This is a genomic window from Streptomyces sp. V4I8 (assembly GCF_041261225.1).
GTDB lineage: Bacteria > Actinomycetota > Actinomycetes > Streptomycetales > Streptomycetaceae > Streptomyces.
Genome location: NZ_JBGCCN010000001.1, coordinates 5,848,924 through 5,873,118, shown reverse-complemented (window position 1 = coordinate 5,873,118; position 24,195 = coordinate 5,848,924). Strand labels below are relative to the sequence as shown.

Here is a 24,195-nt window from a genome sequence, read left to right as displayed (position 1 = left end):
TCAGGCGTTGTTGCCGGAGGCCAGTGCGCGGCTGCGGTCGCGGGCGGCTTCTAGGGCGGCGATGAGGGCGGCTCGTACGCCGTGGTTCTCGAGTTCGCGGATGGCGTTGATGGTGGTGCCGGCGGGGGATGTCACGTTCTCGCGCAGCTTGACGGGGTGTTCGCCGCTGTCGCGGAGCATCGTCGCGGCGCCGATCGCGGACTGGACGATCAGGTCGTGGGCCTTGTCGCGGGGCAGGCCGAGGAGGATGCCGGCGTCGGTCATGGCTTCGACCAGGTAGAAGAAGTACGCCGGGCCTGAGCCGGAGAGAGCGGTGCAGGCGTCCTGCTGGCCCTCGGGGACGCGGAGCGTCTTGCCTACGGCGCCGAAGATCTCTTCGGCGTGGGCGAGGTCGGCTTCGCTGGCGTGGCTGCCGGCGGAGATGACGGACATGGCCTCGTCGACGAGGGCGGGCGTGTTCGTCATGACGCGGACGACCGGGGTGCCGGCGGCGAGGCGGGACTCGAAGAAGGAGGTGGGGATGCCTGCGGCTCCGCTGATGACCAGGCGGTCGGCGGGGACGTGCGGGGCGAGTTCGTCGAGGAGGGTGCCCATGTCCTGCGGCTTGACCGTGAGGATCAGGGTGTCGGCGGACTTGGCGGCTTCCGCGTTGGTGACCGGGGTGACTCCGTAGCGGGTGCGGAGTTCTTCGGCTCGTTCCGCGCGGCGGGCCGTCACCAGGAGGTCGGCCGGTGCCCAGCCGCCACGGATCATTCCGCTGAGCAGGGCTTCGCCGATCTTGCCGGTGCCGAGGACTGCGACTTTCTGGGTCATGGCTGGGGTGCCCTCCGGGGGTTGCGTCGTCCGGGTTCATCCTCGCACCGGGCGCGCCCCTTCGAGGGGCGTGTCCGGTGGGCGGACGGGCGGTCGTGCTGTCCGCCGGGCCGGCCCCGCGGCGGTCATGCCGTCCTGCGTCGCAGGGTCGCCGCTCCCAGACCCAGGACCAGCAGGGCACAGCCCGCCACGATCAGGGCGTCGCGGACGAAGTTGGCGGTCATGTCGGTGTGCTTGAGGACCTCGTTCATGCCGTCGACCGCATAGGACATGGGGAGGACATTGGAGATGGCTTCGAGGGCGGGGTGCATGTTGTCGCGGGGTGTGAAGAGGCCGCAGAGGAGGAGCTGGGGGAAGATCACGGCCGGCATGAACTGGACGGCCTGGAATTCGGAGGCCGCGAAGGCCGAGACGAAGAGACCGAGCGCGGTGCCGAGCAGGGCATCGAGGAGGGCCACGAGCAGGAGCAGCCAGGGGCTGCCGGTGACGTCCAGGCCGAGGACCCAGAGGGCGAGTCCGGTCGCCAGGGCGGACTGGATGATCGCGAGGGTGCCGAAGGCGAGGGCGTAGCCGGCGATCAGGTCGCCCTTGCCGAGGGGCATGGCGAGGAGGCGTTCGAGGGTGCCGGAGGTGCGTTCGCGCAGGGTGGCGATGGAAGTGACCAGGAACATCGTGATCAGCGGGAAGATCCCTAGGAGGGAGGCTCCGATGTTGTCGAAGGTGCGCGGGCTGCCGTCGAAGACGTAGCGCAGCAGGAACAGCATCACGCAGGGGACGAGGAGCATCAGCGCGATGGTGCGCGGGTCGTGGCCGAGCTGGCGCAGGACCCGGGCGGCGGTGGCGGTCGTGCGGGCCAGGTTCAGGGCGCCGGTGGGGGCGGGCAGGAGCGTCGTGGTCGGGCTCGTCGCGGTGGTCATCGCGTGGTCTCCTTCGCGCGGGCGGCCGCGGTCGCCTCGTCGACCAGGTGCAGGAAGGCCGCTTCGACCGTCTCGGAGTGCGTACGGGTGCGGAGGGCGTCCGGGGTGTCGTCGGCGAGGATCCGGCCCTCGCGCATGAGGAGGAGGCGGTGGCAGCGCTCGGCCTCGTCCATGACGTGGGAGGAGATGAGGAGGGTGGCGCCGCGGGAGGCGGCGATGTCGTGGAAGAGGTTCCAGAGGTCGCGGCGCAGGACCGGGTCGAGGCCGACCGTCGGTTCGTCCAGGACGAGGAGTTCGGGGGTGCCGAGGAGGGCGACCGCAAGGGAGACGCGGCTGCGCTGGCCGCCGGAGAGGTTGCCTGCCAGGGCGTCGGCGTGGCTGGTGAGGTCGACGTCGGCGAGGACGCGGTCGACATCGTGACGCCGGTCGGCGGCCGTGTGGCCCGGGGCGAGGATCGCGGCGAAGTAGGTGAGGTTCTGGCGGATGGTCAGGTCGTCGTAGACGGAGGGAGCTTGGGTGACGTAGCCGATGCGGGTGCGCAGGGTGGGGTGGCCGGCGGGGCGGCCGAGGACATCGAGGGTGCCGGTGACCTTGGCCTGGGTGCCGACGATGGCCCGCATGAGGGTCGTCTTGCCGCAGCCGGACGGGCCGAGCAGGCCGGTGATCTGGCCGCGCGGGACGGTGAAGTCGAGTGCGCGGAGTACCTGGCGGGTGCCGCGTCGGACGTTCAGGGTCTCGGCTCGGATGGCGGTCTCATCGGGGGGATCGGATCGGGTGGACGAATAATTCATCATGCGATGAATAATCCTCCGGCGGGAGGGCAGCGTCAAGCGGCTAGGGCGACTGGTTCGCCGTGGCGACATGGTTCGCCCGCCCTCACCGGCTCGGGGCGGAGGGCGGGTGTGTGGAGGGAGCGGCGGCGCTCGGTGGCCGGCGGTCTGTGGTCTGGAGGAGCGAGGGGCGTTCTGGAGGGGGAAGGGAGGTCAGGAGGTGGTGGCGACCAGGAGGTCCACGTCGTAGGTCTCTTCGATCAGTCCGTCCGGGAAGGAGTTGAGGAGGATCTGCTTCTCCTCGGCGAGGAAGGCGGTGCTCGCCTCGGTGCCGTGGACGAGGAAGATCGAGTGGCTGCCGAGGTTGGCCAGGTGGGCGTCGACGGGGACGCGGCGGCTCCAGCGGACTTTGCGGCGGGTGAAGTCGAGGCGGCCGGTGGGGTCGGTCAGGGCGGCTCGGGCGCCACTGCCGTTCTGTTCGACGACGGGATGGTTGCCGAAGCGGCGTTCGATGCGGCGTGCCTGCTCGGTGTGCCAGGGGATGTCGAGCGGGGTGGTGTTCCACCAGAGGGCCAGCGCGCCGCCGGGGCGCAGTACGCGGAGGACCTCCGGCGCCGAGTGGGCGGGGTCGGTCCAGTGCCAGGCCTGGGCGTAGGTGACGAAGTCGGCGGAGGCGGTGGCCAGGGGGAGGGCGTTGCCGTTGCCGCGGACGATCGGTATGTCGGGGTGGCTGAGGCGGAACTGGGCTGCCATGCCGTCGCCCGGCTCCACGGCCAGGACGTCGGCGCCGCGTCGGCGTAGGAGGGCGGTGGCGATGCCGGTGCCCGCGCCGACGTCGATGACGCGCGCGCCGGTGAGGGGGCGGTCGGCGAGTTCCTCGATCGCGTCGAAGAGAGCGGGTGGGTAGGAGGGGCGATTCGCGGCGTATTGGGCTGCGGCAGCGTTGAAGGAGCGGGCGCGGTCGGCGGGGGAAGGGGCCGTCATACGGCCATGGTGGCCTTGGTTGGTGCGGTGTGCACCGAGTTTCGCGGCTCCCGGTGGGGCGCTGTCGGTGGGGAGTCGGGCGGGCGCGACTCCCGGCGCGGATAGTGGGGTGGGCGCCGAGCCGTGCATAGGCCGGGCCACCCCGGGCCGGGTGTCGGCGTGGGCCGGGCCAACCGGCCCGAGTGTCGGCGTGGGCCGGGCCAACCGGCCCGAGTGTCGGCGTGGGCCGGGCCACCCCGGGCCGGGTGTCGGCGTGGGCCGGGCCAACCGGCCCGAGTGTCGGCGTGGGCCGGGCCAACCGGCCCGAGTGTCGGCGTGGGCCGGGCCACCCCGGGCCGGGTGTCGGCGTGGGCCGGGCCAACCGGCCCGAGTGTCGGCGTGGGCCGGGCCAACACGGGCCGAGTGTCGGCGGGGGCCGGGCCAACACGGGCCGGGTGCCGCGGAGGACGGGCAGTAACGTGCCCGGTCAGGCCGTGGAGGGCCTCGGCGCGGGCGCCTCTGGCTCTGCGCGGCGGCGCCTCCGGCTATGCGCGGCGGCGCTTCTTCGCTGGGTTGCCTGTGCGGCGGGTCGTGCGGCTCTCGTGTTGTTTGCGGGCCGTCTCGTATTCCTCGCGGTGGAGGTTCTCGCCGGGGGCCTCGGTGAGGGAGCGGAAGAAGTAGGCGAGGAGTGAGCCGACGAAGCCGATGGCCAGGAGGCCACGGAGGGAGGCCTGACGGTCGGGGTCGGGGCGTTTGCTGAAGCCGTCCCAGGTGTGGCGGTAGGCGAGCGCGCTGCAGACCGCGAACATCACGACCATGAGGAGGGTGACGAAGCTGCCGGTGTCGGCGAGTTGGAGCCCCTCGTAGGCGAAGCGCAGCACCAGGCAGGAGGCGGCCGCGGTGGTGAGGGAGCCGACGGCCACCGCGATGCGGCGGGTGGTGTAGCCGTTGTCGTGGTCGACCCAGGTCGTGCCGAAGAAGCGGAGGGGCTCGGGGCGGGGGCCCGTGGAGCCCGCGGGGGTGTCCGGGGGGCCGTTCGTCTCGCTCACGCGTCGATTATGGCTCCGGTGTGGCCGCGGGCTCCGTACGGGTTCCGGCGAACCGTGACCCGGATCGGATCAGTCGGATCAGAAGGAGCAGCGCGGGCGGACGTAGCCGTCGCTGCCCGTGTTCACATAGGCGTCCGAGACGAACTCACCGTCGTCGATGTTGTCCCAGATGTTCGACGTGCCGTACGGACCGGCCACGTTCGTGCCGGGCGTCTGGCAGAAGATCGGGATCATGGCGCCCTCGGGCAGGACGCGGACGACGGCGTAGCCGGTGCCGGGGCCCCTGCGGACGTTCAGGCGGACGCCCGGTGCGACCGAGTAGTAGCGCACCGCCGAGGTGGTGGCGGCCATGGTCGTGGCCTCGGCGGTCGTAGTCGCCGTGGTCGTCGCCGTCATCGTCGCGACGGCCTCGTCCTCGCCGACGCCCCCGACTGCTGCGGCTCTTTCGACCTCTTCGACGCGATCTGCAGACATGGCAAACCCTCCCCCGTTGATCCCCATGACAGCCATGGGGCCCCGTTGATTCCCCTAAATCACGCCACGTACACATGTGCGTGTTTGGAACACGGAGGCTAGCAAGCCGCCTCTGTCTCGCACGAGTCATCGACTAGGCTCCGTGCGTCGCGCGCGCGGACGAACAGCACGGGGGTGGTCCCATGGCGCCACAGCAGGACGCCGGAGCGGGCGCGGAAGCGGAACTTCCCGAGTACGCCGGTCACTACCTCCTGGAGTCGCATCTGGGGGCCGGCGGCATGGGCGTCGTCCATCTGGCCCGGAGCACCTCGGGCATGCAGCTCGCGGTGAAGGTCGTGCACGCCGAGTTCGCCAGGGATCCCGAGTTCAGGGGGCGTTTCCGGCAGGAGGTGGGGGCGGCGCGCAGGGTGAGCGGGGCCTTCACCGCGCCGGTCGTGGACGCCGATCCGGAGGCCGAACGGCCCTGGATGGCCACGCTGTTCATCCCCGGGCCGACCCTCTCCGACCAGGTGAAGCGGAACGGCCCGATGGAGCCCGCGCAGTTGCGGCGGCTGATGGCCGGGCTGGCGGAGGCGCTGCGCGACATCCACCGGGTCGGCGTCGTGCACCGGGACCTGAAGCCGAGCAATGTGCTGCTCGCCGACGACGGGCCGAAGGTCATCGACTTCGGCATCTCTCGGCCAAAGGACAGCGAACTGCGGACCGAGACGGGGAAGTTGATCGGCACACCGCCGTTCATGGCACCCGAGCAGTTCCGGCGGCCCCGGGAGGTCGGGCCCGCCGCCGACATCTTCGCGCTCGGGTCGGTCATGGTGCATGCGGCGACGGGGCGGGGGCCGTTCGACTCGGACAGCCCGTACGTCGTCGCCTACCAGGTCGTCCATGACGAGCCGGACCTGACCGGCGTACCGGAGAACCTCGCCCCGCTCATCGTGCGCTGTCTCGCCAAGGAGCCCGAGGACCGGCCCACGCCCGACGAGTTGATGCGGGAACTGCGGTCGGTGGCGGCGTCGTACGACACTCAGGCGTTCATACCGGCGCAGCGGACCACCCAGGAGCCGCCCGCGCCGGACGCCGAGTCAACGGCCGAAGCGAAGGCCGAGCAGAAGGTCGAGCGGAAAGCCGAGCGGGGAGCCGAGCCGGATCCGGGTGCCGGGGAGAAGGCCGAACAGCCGCGCGGCAGACGCCGGAGAAGGCTGGCCCTCGGGGCCGGGGCCGTCGCTCTCGCCTCGGTCGCCGCACTGGTCTCCGTTCAGCTTCTCGCCGGTGCGGACCCCACGCCGGACCCCGCGAGCCCGCGGACCACGGCGGCCGGGTTCAGCGGATGGGCGACACCGGCGCCCAAGGAGGGCACCCCACAGTGTTCCCACGGGGCGGGGAAGGTGGTGTGCGCCCAGAGCGGGCTCGTCTTCGCGCTCGACCCGCCGGACGGCCGGCTGTTGTGGCGGCACCCCGTCGACACGTCGGAGGCGAGTGGACCGCCTGCGGTGGCGGGCGGCCTCGTGCACCCGTGGTCCGGGCAGGGCCGGCGACTGGAGGCGCTCGATCCGGCTACGGGCAAGGCGCGTTGGCAGCAGAGCGTGCCCGCGTACACCGATTCGGTGGCCGCGGGAGGCATGCTGCTGCTCACCGGCGCCGACGGCACGGTCACCGGCGTGGACGGCGCTTCGGGCGACACGAAATGGAGCCGCCGCGTACCGGGCCACCAGGCGCCGGACGTGGTCTCGTTCGCCGGGGATCCGCTGGCGTACACGACGAGCACGTCCGTCGACGGGTCGAGCACACGGGTCACCGCGCTGGACCCGGCCACGGGTGATGCGCGCTGGGACGCCCGGCTGAAGGGGACGCTGAAGCCTGTCGGCACGGCGGACGGGTCGGTCTTCTTCGTCTCCATCGAGGGGGTCTACAGCGACGCGCAAGCCGTGGTCCGCTACTCCCCCGCCGAACGGACCTCGCGGCGGGTGCCGCTGCCGCTCCCGCTCTCGCGTGCGCACGGCGCCGTACGCGGGAACGTCGCTTACCTCGTGGGCGGCGACGGAACGCTGATCGCCGTCGACATGGAGGCGCGCAAGCAGCTCTGGAGCCTGGAGACGTCCGTATTGCGCACGTCGTCGCCCGTCACGGACGGCCGGCATGTGTACGTCACCGCTCCCGACGGCCGGCTGCTCGCCGTGGACGCCGGCGACGGGCGGCTCCTCGGTCAGACGCCGCCACGGCTCGGCGCGAGTTCGGACCAGGTGGCGTCCGATCTGCCCGAGCCCGTGCTCGCCGACGGTCGCGTCTACGCCGCCGCTCCCGACGGCAGCGTCTTCGCTGTCGACGCCCGCGATCCGTCGGCCTGGTGACAGACGAAGGGGCCGCCTCCTGAGGAGGCGGCCCCTTCGAGCTGTACGTCAGCGTTACGTGCGTCAGCGATGCATACGTGCACGAGCCGTACGTCCGCGATACACGCGTCAGCCCAGCTTGGACACGTCCCGGACCGCGCCCTTGTCCGCGCTGGTCGCCATCGCCGCGTAGGCCCGCAGCGCCGCCGACACCTTCCGCTCGCGGCCCTTCGGGGCGTACGCCCCGTTCAACGCCTGCTCACGGCGGGCGAGTTCCGCGTCGTCGACCAGCAACTCGATCGAGCGATTCGGGATGTCGATGCGGATACGGTCGCCGTCCTCGACGAGGGCGATCGTGCCCCCGGACGCGGCCTCCGGGGAGGCGTGGCCGATCGACAGACCGGACGTGCCGCCGGAGAAACGGCCGTCGGTGATCAGGGCGCAGGTCTTGCCGAGGCCGCGGCCCTTGAGGAAGGACGTCGGGTAGAGCATCTCCTGCATGCCGGGGCCGCCCTTGGGACCCTCGTACCGGATGACGACGACATCACCATCCGTCACCTGCTTGTTGAGGATCTTCTCGACGGCCTGTTCCTGCGACTCGCAGACGACAGCGGGCCCCTCGAAGGTCCAGATGGACTCGTCGACACCGGCCGTCTTCACGACGCACCCGTCGACGGCGAGGTTGCCCTTGAGGACCGCGAGGCCGCCGTCCTTGGAGTACGCGTGCTCGGCGCTGCGGATGCAGCCGCCCTCGGCGTCCTCGTCGAGGGCCTCCCAGCGCTCGGACTGCGAGAAGGCCTCGGCCGACCGGACACAGCCCGGGGCCGCGTGCCACAGCTCGACCGCCTCCGGCGAGGGCGAGCCGCCCCGCACGTCCCAGGTCTTCAGCCAGTCCCCCAGGGAGGGGCTGTGGACGGCGTGCACGTCCTCGTTCAGCAGCCCGGCGCGGTGCAGCTCGCCCAGCAGGGCCGGGATGCCGCCGGCGCGGTGCACGTCCTCCATGTAGTACGTGCGGTTCTTGGCGACGTTCGGAGCGACCTTCGCCAGGCAGGGGACCCGGCGGGAGACCGCGTCGATCTCGTTCAGGCCGAACGGGACGCCCGCCTCCTGGGCGGCGGCCAGCAGGTGCAGGATCGTGTTGGTGGAGCCGCCCATCGCGATGTCGAGGGCCATGGCGTTCTCGAAGGCCGCGAAGGTGGCGACGTTGCGCGGCAGGACCGTCTCGTCGTCCTGCTCGTAGTAGCGGCGGGTGATGTCCATCACCGTGCGGGCCGCGTCCTCGTACAGGGCCTTGCGGGCCGTGTGAGTGGCGAGGACCGAGCCGTTGCCGGGCAGGGACAGGCCGATGGCCTCGGTCAGGCAGTTCATCGAGTTGGCGGTGAACATGCCGGAACAGGAGCCGCAGGTCGGACAGGCGTTCTCCTCGATACGGAGGATGTCCTCGTCCGAGATCTTGTCGTTCACCGCGTCGGAGATCGCGTCGACCAGGTCGAGCGTACGAACGGTGCCGTCGACCAGCGTGGCGCGGCCGGACTCCATCGGGCCGCCGGAGACGAAGACGGCGGGGATGTTGAGCCGCAGGGCGGCGTTCAGCATGCCCGGGGTGATCTTGTCGCAGTTGGAGATGCAGATCAGGGCGTCGGCACAGTGGGCCTCGACCATGTACTCCACGCTGTCCGCGATGAGATCGCGCGACGGCAGGGAGTAGAGCATCCCGCCGTGCCCCATCGCGATGCCGTCGTCGACGGCGATGGTGTTGAACTCACGCGGGATGCCGCCGGCCTCCCTGATCGCCTCGCTGACGATCCGGCCGACGGGCTGGAGGTGGGTGTGGCCGGGCACGAACTCGGTGAAGGAGTTCGCCACCGCAATGATCGGCTTCCGGCCGATGTCCGCACCGGGTACACCGGAGGCGCGCATAAGGGCGCGGGCGCCCGCCATGTTGCGACCGTGGGTGACTGTGCGGGACCTCAGCTCGGGCATCGTCGCTCGCTCCTTCAGGGACTGCAGAGACTGCGATCAGAGACTTCTGACTGCTAACGAGCGTACGCCGGTCATCCAGAGGTCGGGACGAGGTGTCCGTAATACGGGACGAATGTCTCGCGGAACAGCTACCCGCAGGTCACCGACCGCCGAGAGACCCGGGACGTCACCGACCGCCGAGAGACCCGGGACGTCACCGACCGCCGAGAGACACCCGTCCGGCGGGGCACTGGTCGTCACCGACCGGTGAGATGCCCCTGCACCACGGGCGCCACCCGCCCGATGATCTGCTCCACGTCCACCGAGGCGATCGGCTCGATCTTGATGACGTACCGCATCATCGCGACCCCCACCAGCTGCGCGGCCGCCAGCTCGGCCCGCAGCTCCGCGTCCGGAGCGTCGATCTCACCGGCGATACGGCGGAGCAGCTGAGCGGAGACGAGCCGCCGGAACACGGCGGCCGCGGCGTCGTTGTTCACCGCGGACCGGACGATCGCGAGCAGCGGCTTACGGGTCACGGGGTTCTCCCAGAGCCCGAAGATCACGCGGGTCATCCGCTCCCCGGCATCGTCGAGGGGCCCTTCCAGCACCACGTCCCGCACCTTCAGGGCGGGCGCGAAGGCGACCTCCACCGACGCCTCGAAGACCTGCTCCTTGGTGCCGAAGTAGTGGTGCACGAGCGCCGAGTCCACGCCGGCCGCCTTGGCGATCCCGCGCACGGACGTCTTCTCGTAGCCCCGCTCCGAGAACTCCTCGCGGGCCGCGTCCAGGATCCGGTCGCGGGTGTCGGCGGATTCCGTACGAGGGGGCCGGCCCCGGCGTCGGGAGCTCACCCCGCCCGGTCCCGGGGTGGTGTCGGTCACGGCCGGGGCACCTTCACCGTGGAGGCCAGATGCAGCCGCGTGAAGGCGAGGGCCTCGGCGAGGTCGGCTTCGCGTTCGGCGCTGGACATCGCGCGTCGGGTGTTGACCTCGATGACGACATGCCCGTCGAACCCGGTGAGGGCGAGCCGCTCCAGCACCTCGGCGCAGGGCTGGTTGCCGCGGCCGGGGACGAGGTGCTCGTCCTTGGCCGACCCGCGCCCGTCGGCGAGATGGACGTGGCCGAGCCGGTCCCCCATGCGGTCGATCATCTGGAGGGCGTCGCTGCGGGCGGTCGCCGTATGACTGAGATCGATCGTGAAGTGCCGGTAGTCGTCCTTCGTCACGTCCCAGTCGGGGGCGTACGCGAGCATCTCGCGGTCGCGGTAGCGCCAGGGGTACATGTTCTCGACGGCGAACCGCACATCCGTCTCGTTCGCCATCCGCCAGATTCCCTCGACGAAGTCGCGGGCGTACTGGCGCTGCCAGCGGAACGGCGGGTGTACGACGACCGTGGTCGCCCCCAGCTTCTCGGCGGCCGCCTGGGCGCGCTGGAGCTTGGTCCACGGGTCGGTGGACCATACGCGCTGCGTGATCAGCAGACACGGGGCGTGGACGGCGAGGATCGGGATGCGGTGGTAGTCGCTCAGTCTGCGCAGGGCCTCCATGTCCTGGCTGACCGGGTCGGTCCACACCATGACCTCGACGCCGTCGTACCCGAGGCGCGCCGCGATCTCGAAGGCCGTCGCCGTCGACTCCGGATAGACCGAGGCCGTCGACAGGGCGACCTTCGCATCCGGGATGCGCACCACTGGTTCTGCCACGGGGACAGCGTACGGGGCGGCGCCGGACGTCGGGGAACCGATGGCTACGTGCCCGCCGTGAGGGTCTGCAATCGGCCAGGGGTGCGAACTGGGGATATGCCGGGGGTCGGTGTGGACACCGCGTGCGGTCGTGTGGCGGGGTTCACCTCGCCCCCGCCGTCCCCACCCGCCCCATCCCCAGGGGCTCCGCCCCTTCGAGCCCGCCAGAGGGCTCCGCCCCCTGGACCCCATCGGCCTGCGGCCTCGTCCTCAAACACCGGACGGGCTGGAGATGCCCGGACCGGCCCCAGGGAGGGGCCCTGGCGGAGCATCCCCCGTCACCCCACCGACAAGTGATCCAACTTCCGCAAGATCACACCCTCCCGCAACGCCCAAGGACAAACCTCCAGCGTCTCCACCCCGAACAGATCCATCGCCCCTTCAGCCACCAGCGCCCCCGCAAGCAGCTGCCCCGCGCGCCCCTCCGAGACCCCCGGCAGATCGGCCCGCTGGGCCACCGTCATCCCCGCCAGCCGCGGGACCCACGCCTCCAGGGACTCCCGCTTCAGCTCGCGCTGGGTGTACAGGCCCTCCGCGGAGCGGGCGGCGCCGGCGATGCGGGCCAGTTGTTTGAAGGTCTTGGACGTGGCGACGACGTGGTCCGGCGCCCCGAACCGGCTGAATTCGCCGACCGTGCGAGCGATCTGCGCGCGCACATGCCGGCGCAGCCCCCGTATGTCCTCCGGCTCCGGCGGATCCCCCGGCAGCCACCCCGCCGTGAGCCGCCCCGCCCCCAGCGGAAGCGACACCGCCGCGTCCGGCTCCTCGTCCATGCCGTACGCGATCTCCAGGGACCCGCCCCCGATGTCCAGCACGAGCAGCTTCCCGGCCGACCACCCGAACCAGCGCCGCGCGGCGAGGAAGGTCAGCCGAGCCTCCTCGGCGCCGGTGAGAACCTGCAGCTCAACACCGGTTTCGGTCTTCACGCGCGCGAGCACGTCATCGGCGTTGGTGGCCTCTCGCACCGCGGACGTCGCGAACGGCAGCACTTCCTCGACACCCTTGTCCTCGGCCGCCTGCAGCGCCTCGTGGACGACGCCGATCAGCCTGTCGACCCCCTCGGGACCGATGGCCCCGCTGTCGTCGAGCAGTTGGGCAAGGCGCAGCTCCGCCTTGTGCGAGTGCGCGGGCAACGGGCGCGCGCCCGGGTGCGCATCCACCACCAGCAGATGCACCGTGTTCGATCCCACGTCGAGGACACCGAGTCTCATGTACGGCACGCTACTGCCACCGCGTGATCCTCCGGCCCTCAAGGTCCTCGAAGCCGCTGGTCCGGACGCCGTACCCTGGACCCGTGCCAAAGACGAAAAAGGCGAAGGACGACAAGACGGCCAAATCAGCCAAGGGTTCTTCGCAGGCGAAGGCGGCCACGAAGTCGAAGAAGCCCAAGAAGGACTCCCCGGAAGCGGACGAGAAGGGGCTCGACTTCGCGCGCGCATGGGTGGAGTTCCCTGATCCGGCGGACGACGAGCAGGTCTTCCGGTGCGATCTGACATGGCTGACCTCCCGTTGGAACTGCATCTTCGGCAGCGGCTGCCAGGGCATCCAGGCGGGCCGCGCGGACGACGGCTGCTGCACGCTGGGCGCGCACTTCTCCGACGAGGACGACGAGAAGCGGGTCGCCGAACATGTGGCGAGGCTCACGCCGGAAATCTGGCAGCACCACGACGAGGGCGTGGAGCACGGCTGGATCTCGGAGGACGAGGACGGCGACCGCCAGACCCGGCCCTTCCAGGGCTCGTGCATCTTCCAGAACCGCCCCGGCTTCGCCGGCGGTGCGGGCTGCTCGCTGCACATCCTCGCCCTGAAGGAGGGCCGCGAGCCGCTGGAGACCAAGCCCGACGTCTGCTGGCAGCTGCCGGTCCGGCGGACGTACGACTGGATCGACCGGCCCGACGACACCCGCGTGCTGCAGGTGTCGATCGGTGAGTACGACCGCCGTGGCTGGGGCCCGGGCGGCCACGACCTGCACTGGTGGTGCACGTCGGCGACCTCGGCGCACGGCGCGGGCGACCCGGTGTACGTGTCCTATCGGCCGGAGCTGACGGAGCTGATGGGCAAGGCGGGCTACGACCGTCTGGTCGAGCTGTGCGAGCAGCGGCTGGCCTCGCAGCTGCCGATGGTGGCACCGCATCCGGCGGATCCCGTCGCCTAGCGACCGGGCAGGACCCGGCGTCTAGTACCCCGACGAGCTCGGCTCGCCGCTCCCACCGGGCGGCGGCGTCGAGCCCGCGGGATCGGACGGGCCGGAGGGCGACGGATCGCCGGCCGTGGGCGACGGGTCGGGATCGGGAGACGAGGGCGGCGGGTCGCTGGGGTCGGGGTCGGTCGGGTCGGGGGGAGTCGGCGTCGGATCCGGTCCGGAGGACGGGGGCGGCGGGTCGCTGGGCGTCCCGGGGTGGGTCGGATCGGTGGGGTGCGGGTCGGTGGGGTACGGGTCCGGGCCGTGTCCCGGGTCGGAGGGGCTCGGGGCGGTGCCGTAGCCCTCGATGGAGACGAGGGCGCCGGCGGGTGAGATCGCCACGCGCGCGCTCCAGTACCCGGACGGCTCCCGCAGATGGTCGACGTACACCTTGATCGTCAACGACTCACCGGGCGCCAGCGTTCCCGCCGACTGGCTCAGATACAGCCAGTGCGCCCCGGTGCTAGCGGACCAGCGCACCGGCGCACGCCCGCTCGCCGTGAGGGTGACGAGCGTGGTGTCACCGTTGTGGCCGGCCGACACCTCCAGCTGCCCGGCACCCGTCCCGTGCGCGCCGCTGACGCTGATGACCTCCACGGAGACGTCCGGTTTGCCGCGCTTGCCGAAACGGTCACCCCGCCTGGCGCTGGCGTTCCCCGCGTTCTCGTAGTCGTCGCCCGCGGCCTCGCCGTCGAGGGCGCCGGCATCGTGCGCCTCGCTCGCGCTGGCCGAGTGGCCGTCGACGCCCTCGCCGGTCGCGGTGCCCCGGTAGGCGGCCCACAGGGCGAGGACCGGGGCGGCGACGACGGTGGCGACGACGGTCGTCGTGACGGCACGCGCGCGGAGCCGGTCCCTGCGGGCGGCACGATCCTTCGGGTCCATCGGAAAGCCACGCCGGTCGAAGCGCGGCACGGCGGCTCCCCGCACGCGTGAGGGGTGCGCGAGGGCCATGTGCAGGGCCGCGCGGGGTGCCTCCAGGACGGGAAGTTCGGCGGGGGTGACGGCCGCGCCGGGCCAGCGTCCGGGGACCGCCCGCTCGGCGGTGCGACGACAGCGCGGGCAGTCGTCGACGTGCCGGACGAGTTCGCGGCGCAGGGCGGTGCCGAGCACGACCTGGTTGTCGCCGGTGAGGCGGGCGACGCTCGGACAGGCGCCGGTCTCGACGACGGCGAGGGCCGCGCGCGTGCGCTCGACCTCGCAGGCGGCGGAGGCGAGCAGGTCGCGGGCGGCGGCCAGGTCCAGGCCGAGGACGGCGGCGACCTCGTGGGCGGCGAGGTGGTGGCGTACGGCGAGTTCCAGGGCCTCGCGCTGCTCCGGGGTGGTGCCGGCGGCCTCCGGCCAGGCCAGCAGGGCGAGTTCGCGGCGCCGCTCCTCCTGGACCTCCTCGGCGACGGCCGGTCCGGCGGACTGCGCCCCCGTCTGCCGATGGGTGCCGTGGCGGCCCGCCGCATGGGTGCCCTGACGTTTCTGCTTGGCCTCGGCCAGCTTGCGCAGACACGCCCAGCGGGCCAGCGCGTACAGCCAGGGCCGCCGGTCCGCGGCGGTCTCCGGCACCCGCTGCCCGCGGCGCTCGGCGAGCGCGAGGACGTCGCCGAGGGCGGCGGTCGCGGCGTCGTGGTCGCACAGCACGGACAGGCAGTAGGTGAACAGCCCGTCCAGATACGGCTCGTAGCGCGCGGGCGGTCGCTGCGCCAACGTGCGCGACGCCGCACGATCACGCGCCTCCCGATGCGCCCGATGCGCGCCGGCGGTGCGGGTCGAGGTCTCCGGACTGCTGCTCATCATTGGTGGACCGTAGGCGGCCCGCGGTGGTGCCTTCTTCCCGCTTGAGCAGTTTTACTCCGTACGGGTGAAACGATCCCTCAATGGGGTACAGGAACGCGTAATTCCGTGGCTTGTGCATGACGAAGCGCTCCCCCCGGCGGTCCGACGAGGCGCCGCGTGCGCGACCGTACGGCGTTGTCAGTGGGCTCGGTTACGGTTCTTCGCATGGCTGCCCGTACCAAGACCACGAAGGACCGCCCGTCCTACCGCTGCACGGAGTGCGGCTGGCAGACGGCCAAGTGGCTCGGCCGCTGCCCCGAGTGCCAGGCGTGGGGGACGGTCGAGGAGTACGGCGCGCCCGCGGTCCGTACGACGACGCCGGGGCGGGTGACGACGTCCGCGCTGCCGATCGGGCAGGTCGACGGACGGCAGGCCACCGCGCGGCCCACCGGCGTGCCCGAGCTGGACCGGGTGCTCGGCGGTGGACTGGTGCCCGGCGCCGTCGTCCTCGTCGCGGGCGAACCCGGCGTCGGCAAGTCCACGCTGCTGCTGGACGTGGCGGCCAAGTCGGCGAGCGACGAGCACCGCACGCTCTATGTCACCGGCGAGGAGTCGGCGAGCCAGGTGCGGCTGCGCGCCGACCGCATCGGCGCCATCGACGACCACCTGTATCTCGCGGCCGAGACCGATCTGGCCGCCGTGCTGGGCCACTTGGACGCGGTGAAGCCGTCGCTGCTCATCATGGACTCCGTGCAGACCGTGGCCTCCCCGGAGATCGACGGCGCACCGGGCGGTATGGCCCAGGTCCGCGAGGTGGCCGGCGCCCTGATCCGGGCCTCCAAGGAGCGCGGGATGTCCACGCTCCTTGTGGGACACGTCACCAAGGACGGGGCCATCGCCGGCCCCCGCCTCCTGGAGCACCTCGTGGACGTGGTGCTCAGCTTCGAGGGCGACCGGCACGCGCGTCTGCGTCTCGTACGAGGCGTCAAGAACCGCTACGGCACGACGGACGAGGTCGGCTGCTTCGAACTGCACGACGAGGGCATCACGGGCCTTGCCGACCCAAGCGGACTTTTCCTGACCCGTCGCGCCGAACCGGTCCCCGGTACCTGTCTGACGGTCACCCTGGAGGGCCGCCGCCCCCTGGTGGCCGAAGTCCAGGCGCTCACCGTCGACTCGCAGATCCCCTCACCCCGCCGTACGACATCCGGCCTGGAGACCTCACGTGTCTCGATGATGCTGGCCGTGCTCGAACAGCGCGGGCGGATCAGCGCGCTCGGCAAGCGGGACATCTACTCCGCGACGGTCGGCGGAGTGAAGCTCTCGGAGCCCGCGGCGGACCTCGCCGTCGCCCTCGCCCTGGCCTCCGCCGCCAGTGACACACCTCTCCCCAAGAACCTCGTCGCGATCGGCGAGGTCGGCCTCGCGGGCGAGGTCAGACGGGTCACCGGCGTGCAGCGCAGGCTGGCCGAAGCCCACCGGCTGGGCTTCACGCACGCCCTCGTTCCGGGCGACCCGGGCAAGATCCCCGCGGGCATGAAGGTGCTGGAAGTGGCCGACATAGGGGACGCGCTCCGGGTCCTTCCGCGGTCGCGTCGGCGAGAGGCCCCACGGGACGAGGAGGACCGCCGGTAGACTTTGCCCTGGTCTCGCGCGTCCGTACGAACCAAGTGTGCGAAACGGGAGCGCCTCAGAACCTGCGACCGGAGGAGTGCAGTGGCAGCCAACGACCGGGCAGCAGCTCCCGGAAAGTCCGGTGGGAGCTCCGGTGCCGATGGCCTGATGCGCGCCTCACTGAGCGCTGTGGCACCAGGCACGGCCCTGCGCGACGGCTTGGAGCGGATCCTCCGCGGCAACACCGGCGGACTCATCGTGCTCGGCTCCGACAAGACCGTCGAAGCGATGTGTACGGGCGGATTCGTCCTGGATGTCGAGTTCACGGCTACACGTCTGCGCGAGCTGTGCAAGCTCGACGGTGGCATCGTGCTGTCGTCCGACCTCTCCAAGATCCTGCGCGCCGGCGTCCAGCTGGTCCCGGACCCGACGATCCCCACGGAGGAGACGGGCACCCGGCACCGTACGGCGGACCGGGTCAGCAAGCAGGTCGGCTTCCCCGTGGTGTCCGTCTCACAGTCGATGCGCCTCATCGCGCTCTACGTCGACGGTCAGCGCCGCGTCCTGGAGGACTCGGCGGCGATCCTCTCCCGCGCCAACCAGGCCCTGGCGACCCTGGAGCGCTACAAGCTCCGTCTCGACGAGGTGGCGGGAACGTTGTCAGCGCTGGAGATCGAGGACCTGGTGACGGTCCGCGACGTCTCGGCGGTGGCCCAGCGGCTGGAGATGGTCCGGCGTATCGCGACCGAGATCGCCGAGTACGTGGTGGAGCTGGGCACGGACGGCCGGCTCCTGGCGCTCCAGCTGGACGAGTTGATCGCGGGCGTGGAGCCCGAGCGCGAGCTCGTGGTGCGCGACTACGTCCCCGAGCCGACGGCCAAGCGTTCCCGCACGGTCGACGAGGCCCTGTACGAGCTGGACGCCCTCACCCACGCCGAGCTTCTGGAACTCCCCACGGTCGCACGGGCGTTGGGCTACACCGGCTCCCCCGAGGCGCTGGACTCGGGGGTCTCCCCGCGCGGCTTCCGCCTGCTGGCCAAGGTGCCGAGGCTGCCGGGCGCGATCATCGACCGCCTGGTGGAGCACTTCGGCGGCCTGCAGAAGCTGCTCGCCGCCAGCGTGGACGACCTGCAGACGGTGGACGGCGTCGGCGAGGCCCGGGCGCGCAGCGTGCGCGAGGGGCTGTCGCGGCTGGCGGAGAGCTCGATCCTGGAGCGGTACGTCTAGGGCGTCCAGCGGGCCTGAAGGGGGCACGGGGCCGTCGTCGACCTGCGGCTACCGTCACGGCGGTCGTCGACCTGCGGCCATCGTCGCGCGAGCGCGAGCAGCCGCGACGGCACCGCGGACGACCGACGGCCCGTGGCGGCTCCTCCCAGCGGAGCGCTCAGTCGTTCTCCAGCACGAAGGACGTCTGCGCCGTCCCGAACCCCGGCGCCTTCGCCTCCACTAGATACGTGCCCGCCGCGGCGGCCGTCGCGGGCGGTGTCGCGCACTGCGCGGCGCTCGCCTTGCGGTCCCACTTCACGGTGTAGGTGATGCTCTCGCCGGCGGGCACCCGGAACTGCAGGCTGCCGGAGACCTTGGGGCAGTCGGCGGACGACCAGAAGTCGTCCTCGGCTCCCGCCTGAGTGATCGTCACCACCGTGTTCTTCGGGCCGAGATCGACCTTGCAGTCGTAGCTGGAGGAGTTCGTCGCGGTCAGCAGCAGGGCGGGCGTCTCGCCGGGCTCGTACGCGTTGTGGAGGCTCTTCACCGCCACCTTCACCGCGCCCGCGACACAGTCGGGCAGCGTGGAGCCCGAGCCGACGGTGTCATCCACACCGACGCCACTGCCCGAACCGCCACCCGCGGATCCGCTGCCCGAGCCTTCCGACCCGCCGGAGCCCTCGGAATCGTCCCCGGACCCGCTGCCGTCGCCGGACCCCGTGTCCGAACCGGAGCCGTCGCCGGACCCCGACCCGCCGGAGTCCCCGCCGGGCGACTCGTCGCGCCCGCCCGGCGCCTGGCTGATCGCCGGACCCGAGCCCGTCGGGCCCGGTGTGATCGTCGAGGGCGCGGGATTCTTGCCGTCGGACCCGCCCGCGTTGTTCTTGCCTCCTCCGCCGCCCGAGGTGAGTACCCAGGTGAGCAGCAGCGCCAACAGGGCGACCACAGACAGCAGTACGGCCCTCCGTCGCCAGTAGATGGTGGAGGGAAGCGGCCCGACCGGATTGCGCAGAGATCCCACGGCGCAAACTGTACGAGAGATCGGTGCCCTGGCTAGCTCCACCCGCCGCCCTGGGCCGCAACTTTTCCGGATCATCATCCCGGAAACCGCCCCGCGGCTGCCGTGCCACCCCTGTCTTCCGTCAGGTGCGACGCCTGCCGATCGCAGGATGTGACGGTATCAGCCCGCCGCCTACGGTCCGTGACCATGGACTTCGAGGACGCCGAGCTCTACCGGGACATCACCGGCTTCGCCCGCGACACCCCAACGTGGGTACAACACACCGCCGAGATATGGACGGAGGCCGGACTGCTGCTGTTCGCCGCGCTGTTCGTCACCACGTGGTGGCGAGCCAGAGGTGACACCAGCCGGGCGTTCGCGATCGCGACACTTGCACCTCTGGCCACGGCTGTGGCGTACGTGGGCAGTGAGCTCCTCAAGTCGGTGCTCAGGCAGGAACGTCCGTGCCGGGAGGTGCCGGGAGGTGCCGTCTCACTCGCCGCCTGCCCGCCACCCGGCGACTGGTCCTTCCCCAGCAACCACGCCACGATCGCGGGCGCGGCGGCCGTAGCCCTGGCCCTGACCAGACCAGTACTCCTGTGGCTGACGGCGCCCTTGGCCCTCCTGATGGCCTTCTCCCGCATCTTCGTCGGCGTCCACTACCCGCACGACGTCGCCGCGGGCCTCGCCTTCGGCGCGCTGGTCGCGGTGGCTGCCGTACGACTGACCACACGCCCGGCGACCCGGTTGGCGGAGGCGATGCGGACGGCGTCGGCACCGGCGTTCGTGCGGTGGTTGACCGTGCGGCCGGGCCCGACCGGGGCCCGGCGCCACCGCTGAACCTCAGGACGCCGCGCGCCGCCTCACGACTCCACGAGCCCCGCCTCGTACGCCACGATCGCCGCCTGCACCCGGTTGCGCACGGCCAACCGGTCGAGCACCGCGCTCACATACGCCTTCACCGTGCCCTCGACGAGGTGCAGCCGGGCGGCGATCTCCGGGTTGGACAGGCCGGCGCCGACCAGCCCTAGCACCTCGCGTTCGCGCGGGCTGAGGCCGGCCACGCGTGCGCGTGCGGAGGCCTCGCGGCCGAGTCGCCCGTCGCTTCCGCCCAGTCCGTCGATGACGTACCGGGCCACCTTCGGCGACAGGAAGGCGGCGCCGCCCGCCACCGCCCGTACGCCCGCGATCAGTTCGTACGGGTCGCCGGACTTCAGCAGAAAGCCGGTGGCGCCGCCGCCGAGCGCCCGGGCCACGTAGGCCTGTTCGGAGAAGGTGGTGAGCATGGCGACGGCCGTGCCGGGGACGGTCCGTACGATCTCCTCCGCGGCGGCGAGTCCGTCCAGGCGGGGCATGCGGATGTCCAGCAGGGCCACGTCCGGGCGGTGGGCCCGGGCCAGCTCGACCGCCTCACGCCCGTCACCCGCCTCCGCGACGACCTCGGTCTCCCCGCCGCTCGTCAGGATGGCGCGCACACCGGCCCGCACCATCGCCTCGTCGTCGGCCAGCAGTACGCGGATCACCGTACGAACTCCTCGTCCGTGGAGGCGGGTTGGGACAGGCCGGCCCTAGGGATCACATCCTTGGCGACGAGCCGTCCCTTGTCGTCGAAGCAGAGCCTGAAGTGGTCGACGGAGACGAGGAGTTCACCGCTCGCCCGGTAGTAGCGGCAGTCGCTGTCCTCCGGGGGCGGCACGGCCGCGCGCTCCACGGGCGCGTCCCGCACGGTGCGGTCCGGCAGGAGGCCGGCGATGTCACGGTCCGACGTCCCGAGCCGCAGCTCGGCGTACGCGGCCGGCGGCAGCACCGAGTGGGTCTCGGTGTACGCGTACCAGGCGAAGGCTCCGCCGACGAGTACGACGCCCGCGCCGACGGCGGCCGCGGCCGCGAGGGCGATGCGCCGACGGGCGTGGGTGAAGGGGGCGTACGGGGCCGGGGACGGGCGTACCGCCGCGGCGAGGGGCTGCTCGGGGACGTACGCCCGCACGCGGAAGCCGTCGCCGTGCGGGCCGGCCTCGAAGTCACCGCCGACTGCGGTGACGGCGGCGCGGAGGGCCTGGAGGCCGGTGCCGCCGGAGGACGGGGACGGGAACGAGGACAGGGACGGGGGGATGGCCGGGGCCGGGAGCGAGAGTGGCTGGTGTGTCGAGGCGGGAGGCGCCTCGGAAACCGGTACCCTGGCCGACCCGCTGGCAGCGGCCACACCACCGGCGTGGCTCTCGGCGGCCAAGGCAGCCTTGGCGGCCCTGGCAGCATCGGCCTGCCGTCCGATCGGCGTGACCGCCGCCACCCCGTCGACCGCCGGACTCCGCCCGCTGGTCACCGTGACCGTCGCTCCCCCGGCCTCCCTGCGCGCCGCCACGGTGACCGCGGCACCCGGCGCGTGCCGGGCCGCGTTGGTCAGCGCCTCGCGGGCCACCCGGTACAGGACCCGCTCGGCGACCCCGCCCGGCTCCGGCGTGGCGCGGACCTCCTCCTCCCACCGCACCGGCAGCCCCGACTCGGCGGCGCGGGTGACCAGTTGCTCGACGGTCTCCCCCGGCGGGCTCAGGGACACCGGCTCGTCCTCCTCCCGCAGGACGCCGATGATGCGGTGCAGCCGGTCGGTGGCGTCGGAGGCGGCCGCGCGGAGGTCGGCGGCGGCGGTGCGGTGGTGGTCCGGGAGGTCGGGGGCGACCTGGAGGGTGCCCGCACGCAGCGCGATGAGGCTCAGCTCGTGTCCCAGGGAGTCGTGCATGTCCTGGGCGATCCGGGCCCGCTCGCGCAGCCGGGCCCGCTCCTCGGCGATGCGCTGCTCGCCCTCCAGACGCGCGGCCCGGCTCCAGCCGGCCTCGGTCAGCCGACGGCTCTGCCGCCAGTAGCGGCCGGCGAGCCAGGGGAAGACACAGCCGAAGAGCAACGTGCCTGTCAGGACCACCCACTCCGGCGCCGGATCGATGCCGAAGAGCGCGATCCGCGCCGTCCCGAGAGCGGCGACGCCGCCGAAGACGACCGCCGCCGCTCGCACCCCGTCCGCGCGCAGGCCGTCCGCTCGCACCCCGTCCGCGCGCAGGCCGAGCAGCAGCGCGAAGACGCCGAGCGCGGGGCCGTAGGAGACGGTGAACAGGGCGGGGGCGGCGGCCAGACCCAGTACGGCCGTCAGCGCGAACGCCGCCACCGGGTGCCGTCGGGCCACGGCGACCGCGGCGGCGAGCGCGGCGAGCCCGGCCACCTGCTGCCACCCGGGACGGGGCTCGTTCATCCCGAGCCGGTCGGCCGTGAGCGCGGGCAGCGCGAGGGCGGCCCACAGCAGACAGGCCCGCCATATGCGAGGACGAGGACGTTCCATCCGCCCGACGCTACAAGCGGGTGCCGGGGCCCGACTGCTGCCGATCGTCAGGTGCGGCGCGATCCTTTCGACGTCGGAGGCCGTGCCCCGCCACACACCGCGGCCACAAAACGCACCGCCCCCGCCACCGCCGCCTACCCACCCGGCCGCCACCGGCATGGCAGGATCGGAAGGGCCATGACTGCGCCCACAAAGCCCTCACCGAACAGTCCCGCCGACGCCGCCGCCTCCGGCTCCCCTCTCGGAGGGGACCTGCACAGCCCCGTGATCGGCTGGTTCGACGAAAACGCCCGCGACCTCCCCTGGCGGCGCCCCGAGGCGGGGCCCTGGGGCGTGATGGTCAGTGAGTTCATGCTGCAGCAGACGCCCGTGAACCGCGTCCTGCCCGTCTACGAGCAGTGGCTCGCCCGCTGGCCCCGCCCCGCCGACCTCGCCAAGGAGGCCCCCGGCGAGGCCGTCCGCGCCTGGGGCCGGCTCGGCTACCCGCGCCGCGCGCTGCGGCTGCACGGCGCCGCCGTCGCCATAGCGGAACGGCACGGCGGGGACGTACCGACCGACCACGCCCAGCTCCTCGCGCTGCCCGGCATCGGCGAGTACACGGCCGCGGCGGTCGCCTCCTTCGCCTACGGTCAGCGGCACCCCGTCCTGGACACCAACGTCCGCCGGGTCCTCGCCCGTGCCGTCTCCGGCGTGCAGTACCCGCCGAACGCCACCACGGCCGCCGAACGCAAGCTCGCCCGTGCCCTGCTCCCCGACGACGAGCGCACCGCCGCCCGCTGGGCCGCGGCCTCCATGGAACTCGGCGCGCTGGTGTGCACCGCGAAGAACGAGTCGTGCCACCGCTGCCCGATCACCGCGCAGTGCGCCTGGCGGCTCGCGGGCAAGCCGGAGCACGACGGCCCGCCGCGCCGCGGTCAGACGTACGCCGGAACCGACCGTCAGGTGCGCGGCAAGCTGCTCGCCGTACTGCGCGATGCCCATGTCCCCGTCCCGCAGGCGGCCCTCGACCGGGTGTGGCACGAGCCGGTGCAGCGCGCCCGCGCGCTGGACGGACTGGTCGCGGACGGTCTGGTGGAGCCGCTGCCGGGCGGGATGTACCGGCTGCCGCTGAGCTGAGCCCGTGAGCTGACGCTCGGACACATCACAGCCGTAGGGCCTCTGCAACACACGACGCACAGCCGCCACAGAGCAGCAACTCGGACAAATCACCCTATATCGGCCTCAACTCCTTTAGCGTTTTGCCCTTTTCCTTCTTCCGTTACACAACCGACGGACAGCCGAGCGCTGGCCGCAGGCTGCTTCGGACAGCCCCGTGACAACGCCTCCGTAGCTTCATTTCCGTACCCGGCAGACGGGGACGACTACGAACCACAGGCAGTGACACCGACGGCGGACAAGCCGGTCGGGAACGGGGAATCGGGAGGCGGTCAGCATGGCGCACGGAGAGGTGCTCGAGTTCGAGGAGTACGTTCGCACCCGGCAGGACGCGCTGCTGCGCAGTGCCCGCCGACTGGTCCCGGACCCGGTGGACGCCCAGGACCTGCTGCAGACGGCGCTGGTGCGGACGTACCACCGCTGGGACGGCATAGCGGACAAGCGGCTCGCCGACGCCTACCTGCGCCGCGTGATGATCAACACACGGACCGAGTGGTGGCGGGCGCGGAAGCTGGAGGAGGTGCCGACCGAGCAGCTCCCGGACGCCTCCGTCGACGACTCCACCGAGCAGCACGCGGACCGCGCCCTGCTGATGGACATCATGAAGGTTCTGGCGCCGAAGCAGCGCAGCGTCGTGGTGCTGCGACACTGGGAGCAGATGTCCACGGAGGAGACGGCCGCCGCCCTCGGCATGTCGGCCGGAACGGTCAAGAGCACGCTGCACCGGGCGCTCGCCCGGCTCCGCGAGGAGCTGGAGAGCCGCGATCTGGACGCACGCGCGCTGGAGCGTGAGGAGCGGGAGCGTTGCGCGGCCTAGGCACGACGACGGGCGGCACCGGGCACACGGACAGGGGTGACAGGGACACGGACGGGGACTCCGAGTCCGCGGACACGGCCTCCGCCCCATCCGGGCGCGCGCACGTCCGGGGC

At 72.2% G+C, this 24,195-nt stretch carries 21 protein-coding genes; 7 read left to right on the top strand and 14 right to left on the bottom strand.

The features are described from left to right. From proC to ABIE67_RS26715, 6 genes are all read right to left on the bottom strand, one after another. Entirely contained in the window at positions 1-813 is an 813-nt protein-coding gene (gene proC, locus ABIE67_RS26740; protein ID WP_370262301.1) for a pyrroline-5-carboxylate reductase, read from the bottom strand. Positions 814-938: 125 nt separating this feature from the next. After that, positions 939-1,730 carry an ABC transporter permease gene (locus ABIE67_RS26735; RefSeq protein WP_370262295.1) on the bottom strand — a complete coding sequence of 264 codons (792 nt, stop codon included), beginning with the start codon at positions 1,728-1,730 and terminating at the stop codon, positions 939-941. After that, positions 1,727-2,524, bottom strand: a complete 798-nt coding sequence (locus tag ABIE67_RS26730) for an ABC transporter ATP-binding protein (protein ID WP_370262290.1) — start codon at positions 2,522-2,524, stop codon at positions 1,727-1,729. The genes ABIE67_RS26735 and ABIE67_RS26730 overlap by 4 nt, the downstream gene beginning before the upstream one ends. A gap of 189 nt (positions 2,525-2,713) precedes the next feature. Continuing rightward, positions 2,714-3,484, bottom strand: a complete 771-nt coding sequence (locus ABIE67_RS26725; RefSeq protein ID WP_370262285.1) for a class I SAM-dependent methyltransferase — start codon at positions 3,482-3,484, stop codon at positions 2,714-2,716. 524 nt (positions 3,485-4,008) lie between these two features. Continuing rightward, a complete protein-coding gene (locus ABIE67_RS26720; RefSeq protein ID WP_370262280.1) occupies positions 4,009-4,512 on the bottom strand; it encodes an EamA/RhaT family transporter in 504 nt (167 codons plus the stop codon). A gap of 78 nt (positions 4,513-4,590) precedes the next feature. Further along, complete coding sequence (locus ABIE67_RS26715) at positions 4,591-4,986, bottom strand: SH3 domain-containing protein (protein WP_370262274.1); 396 nt, start codon at positions 4,984-4,986, stop codon at positions 4,591-4,593. Between the two features lie 182 nt (positions 4,987-5,168). Between ABIE67_RS26715 and ABIE67_RS26710 the strand changes: the two genes are divergently transcribed. After that, positions 5,169-7,331 carry a serine/threonine-protein kinase gene (locus tag ABIE67_RS26710; protein ID WP_370262269.1) on the top strand — a complete coding sequence of 721 codons (2,163 nt, stop codon included), beginning with the start codon at positions 5,169-5,171 and terminating at the stop codon, positions 7,329-7,331. 108 nt (positions 7,332-7,439) lie between these two features. Here ABIE67_RS26710 and ilvD read toward each other — a convergent pair whose 3' ends face one another. From ilvD to ABIE67_RS26690, 4 genes are all read right to left on the bottom strand, one after another. Then, entirely contained in the window at positions 7,440-9,293 is a 1,854-nt protein-coding gene (gene ilvD, locus ABIE67_RS26705; RefSeq protein WP_370262266.1) for a dihydroxy-acid dehydratase, read from the bottom strand. Between the two features lie 236 nt (positions 9,294-9,529). Then, positions 9,530-10,156 carry a TetR family transcriptional regulator gene (locus ABIE67_RS26700; RefSeq protein WP_370262262.1) on the bottom strand — a complete coding sequence of 209 codons (627 nt, stop codon included), beginning with the start codon at positions 10,154-10,156 and terminating at the stop codon, positions 9,530-9,532. Then, a complete protein-coding gene (locus ABIE67_RS26695) occupies positions 10,153-10,977 on the bottom strand; it encodes a sugar phosphate isomerase/epimerase family protein (RefSeq protein WP_370262258.1) in 825 nt (274 codons plus the stop codon). The genes ABIE67_RS26700 and ABIE67_RS26695 overlap by 4 nt, the downstream gene beginning before the upstream one ends. 317 nt (positions 10,978-11,294) lie before the next feature. Beyond that, positions 11,295-12,227, bottom strand: a complete 933-nt coding sequence (locus ABIE67_RS26690) for a Ppx/GppA family phosphatase (RefSeq protein WP_370262254.1) — start codon at positions 12,225-12,227, stop codon at positions 11,295-11,297. Between the two features lie 83 nt (positions 12,228-12,310). On the opposite strand from ABIE67_RS26690, the gene ABIE67_RS26685 reads away from it, so the two are divergent. Next, a complete protein-coding gene (locus tag ABIE67_RS26685; protein WP_370262249.1) occupies positions 12,311-13,171 on the top strand; it encodes a hypothetical protein in 861 nt (286 codons plus the stop codon). Between the two features lie 21 nt (positions 13,172-13,192). On the opposite strand, the gene ABIE67_RS26680 is transcribed toward ABIE67_RS26685, so the two are convergent. Then, positions 13,193-14,983, bottom strand: coding sequence for a hypothetical protein (locus ABIE67_RS26680; RefSeq protein WP_370262244.1), 1,791 nt, complete (start codon positions 14,981-14,983; stop codon positions 13,193-13,195). A gap of 204 nt (positions 14,984-15,187) precedes the next feature. On the opposite strand from ABIE67_RS26680, the gene radA reads away from it, so the two are divergent. Both radA and disA read left to right on the top strand, forming a co-directional pair. Further along, on the top strand, positions 15,188-16,597 hold the full coding sequence (radA, locus tag ABIE67_RS26675; protein ID WP_370262238.1) for a DNA repair protein RadA: 1,410 nt from the start codon (positions 15,188-15,190) through the stop codon (positions 16,595-16,597). Between the two features lie 81 nt (positions 16,598-16,678). After that, positions 16,679-17,803: a DNA integrity scanning diadenylate cyclase DisA gene (gene disA / locus ABIE67_RS26670; protein WP_370262234.1), complete on the top strand. Its 1,125-nt coding sequence runs from the start codon at positions 16,679-16,681 to the stop codon at positions 17,801-17,803. A gap of 157 nt (positions 17,804-17,960) precedes the next feature. Here disA and ABIE67_RS26665 read toward each other — a convergent pair whose 3' ends face one another. Next, positions 17,961-18,803: a hypothetical protein gene (locus ABIE67_RS26665; RefSeq protein WP_370262232.1), complete on the bottom strand. Its 843-nt coding sequence runs from the start codon at positions 18,801-18,803 to the stop codon at positions 17,961-17,963. Positions 18,804-18,989: 186 nt separating this feature from the next. Between ABIE67_RS26665 and ABIE67_RS26660 the strand changes: the two genes are divergently transcribed. Further along, a complete protein-coding gene (locus ABIE67_RS26660; protein WP_370262229.1) occupies positions 18,990-19,622 on the top strand; it encodes a phosphatase PAP2 family protein in 633 nt (210 codons plus the stop codon). Positions 19,623-19,645: 23 nt separating this feature from the next. On the opposite strand, the gene ABIE67_RS26655 is transcribed toward ABIE67_RS26660, so the two are convergent. Together ABIE67_RS26655 and ABIE67_RS26650 are read right to left on the bottom strand one after the other, a co-directional pair. Beyond that, positions 19,646-20,305 (bottom strand): response regulator, encoded by a 660-nt coding sequence (locus tag ABIE67_RS26655; protein WP_370262227.1) that lies wholly within the window; start codon positions 20,303-20,305, stop codon positions 19,646-19,648. Next, positions 20,302-22,110 carry a histidine kinase gene (locus ABIE67_RS26650; protein ID WP_370262222.1) on the bottom strand — a complete coding sequence of 603 codons (1,809 nt, stop codon included), beginning with the start codon at positions 22,108-22,110 and terminating at the stop codon, positions 20,302-20,304. Before ABIE67_RS26650 ends, ABIE67_RS26655 begins: the two co-directional genes overlap by 4 nt. Positions 22,111-22,287: 177 nt before the next feature. Here ABIE67_RS26650 and ABIE67_RS26645 point away from each other — a divergent pair, with 177 nt between their 5' ends. Next, positions 22,288-23,226 carry an A/G-specific adenine glycosylase gene (locus ABIE67_RS26645; RefSeq protein WP_370262217.1) on the top strand — a complete coding sequence of 313 codons (939 nt, stop codon included), beginning with the start codon at positions 22,288-22,290 and terminating at the stop codon, positions 23,224-23,226. A 316-nt stretch (positions 23,227-23,542) separates the two neighbouring features. Beyond that, the gene (locus ABIE67_RS26640; RefSeq protein ID WP_370262215.1) at positions 23,543-24,082 is read left to right on the top strand and encodes a SigE family RNA polymerase sigma factor; all 540 of its coding nucleotides are present in this window, start codon (positions 23,543-23,545) and stop codon (positions 24,080-24,082) included. Positions 24,083-24,195: the final 113 nt, after the last annotated feature.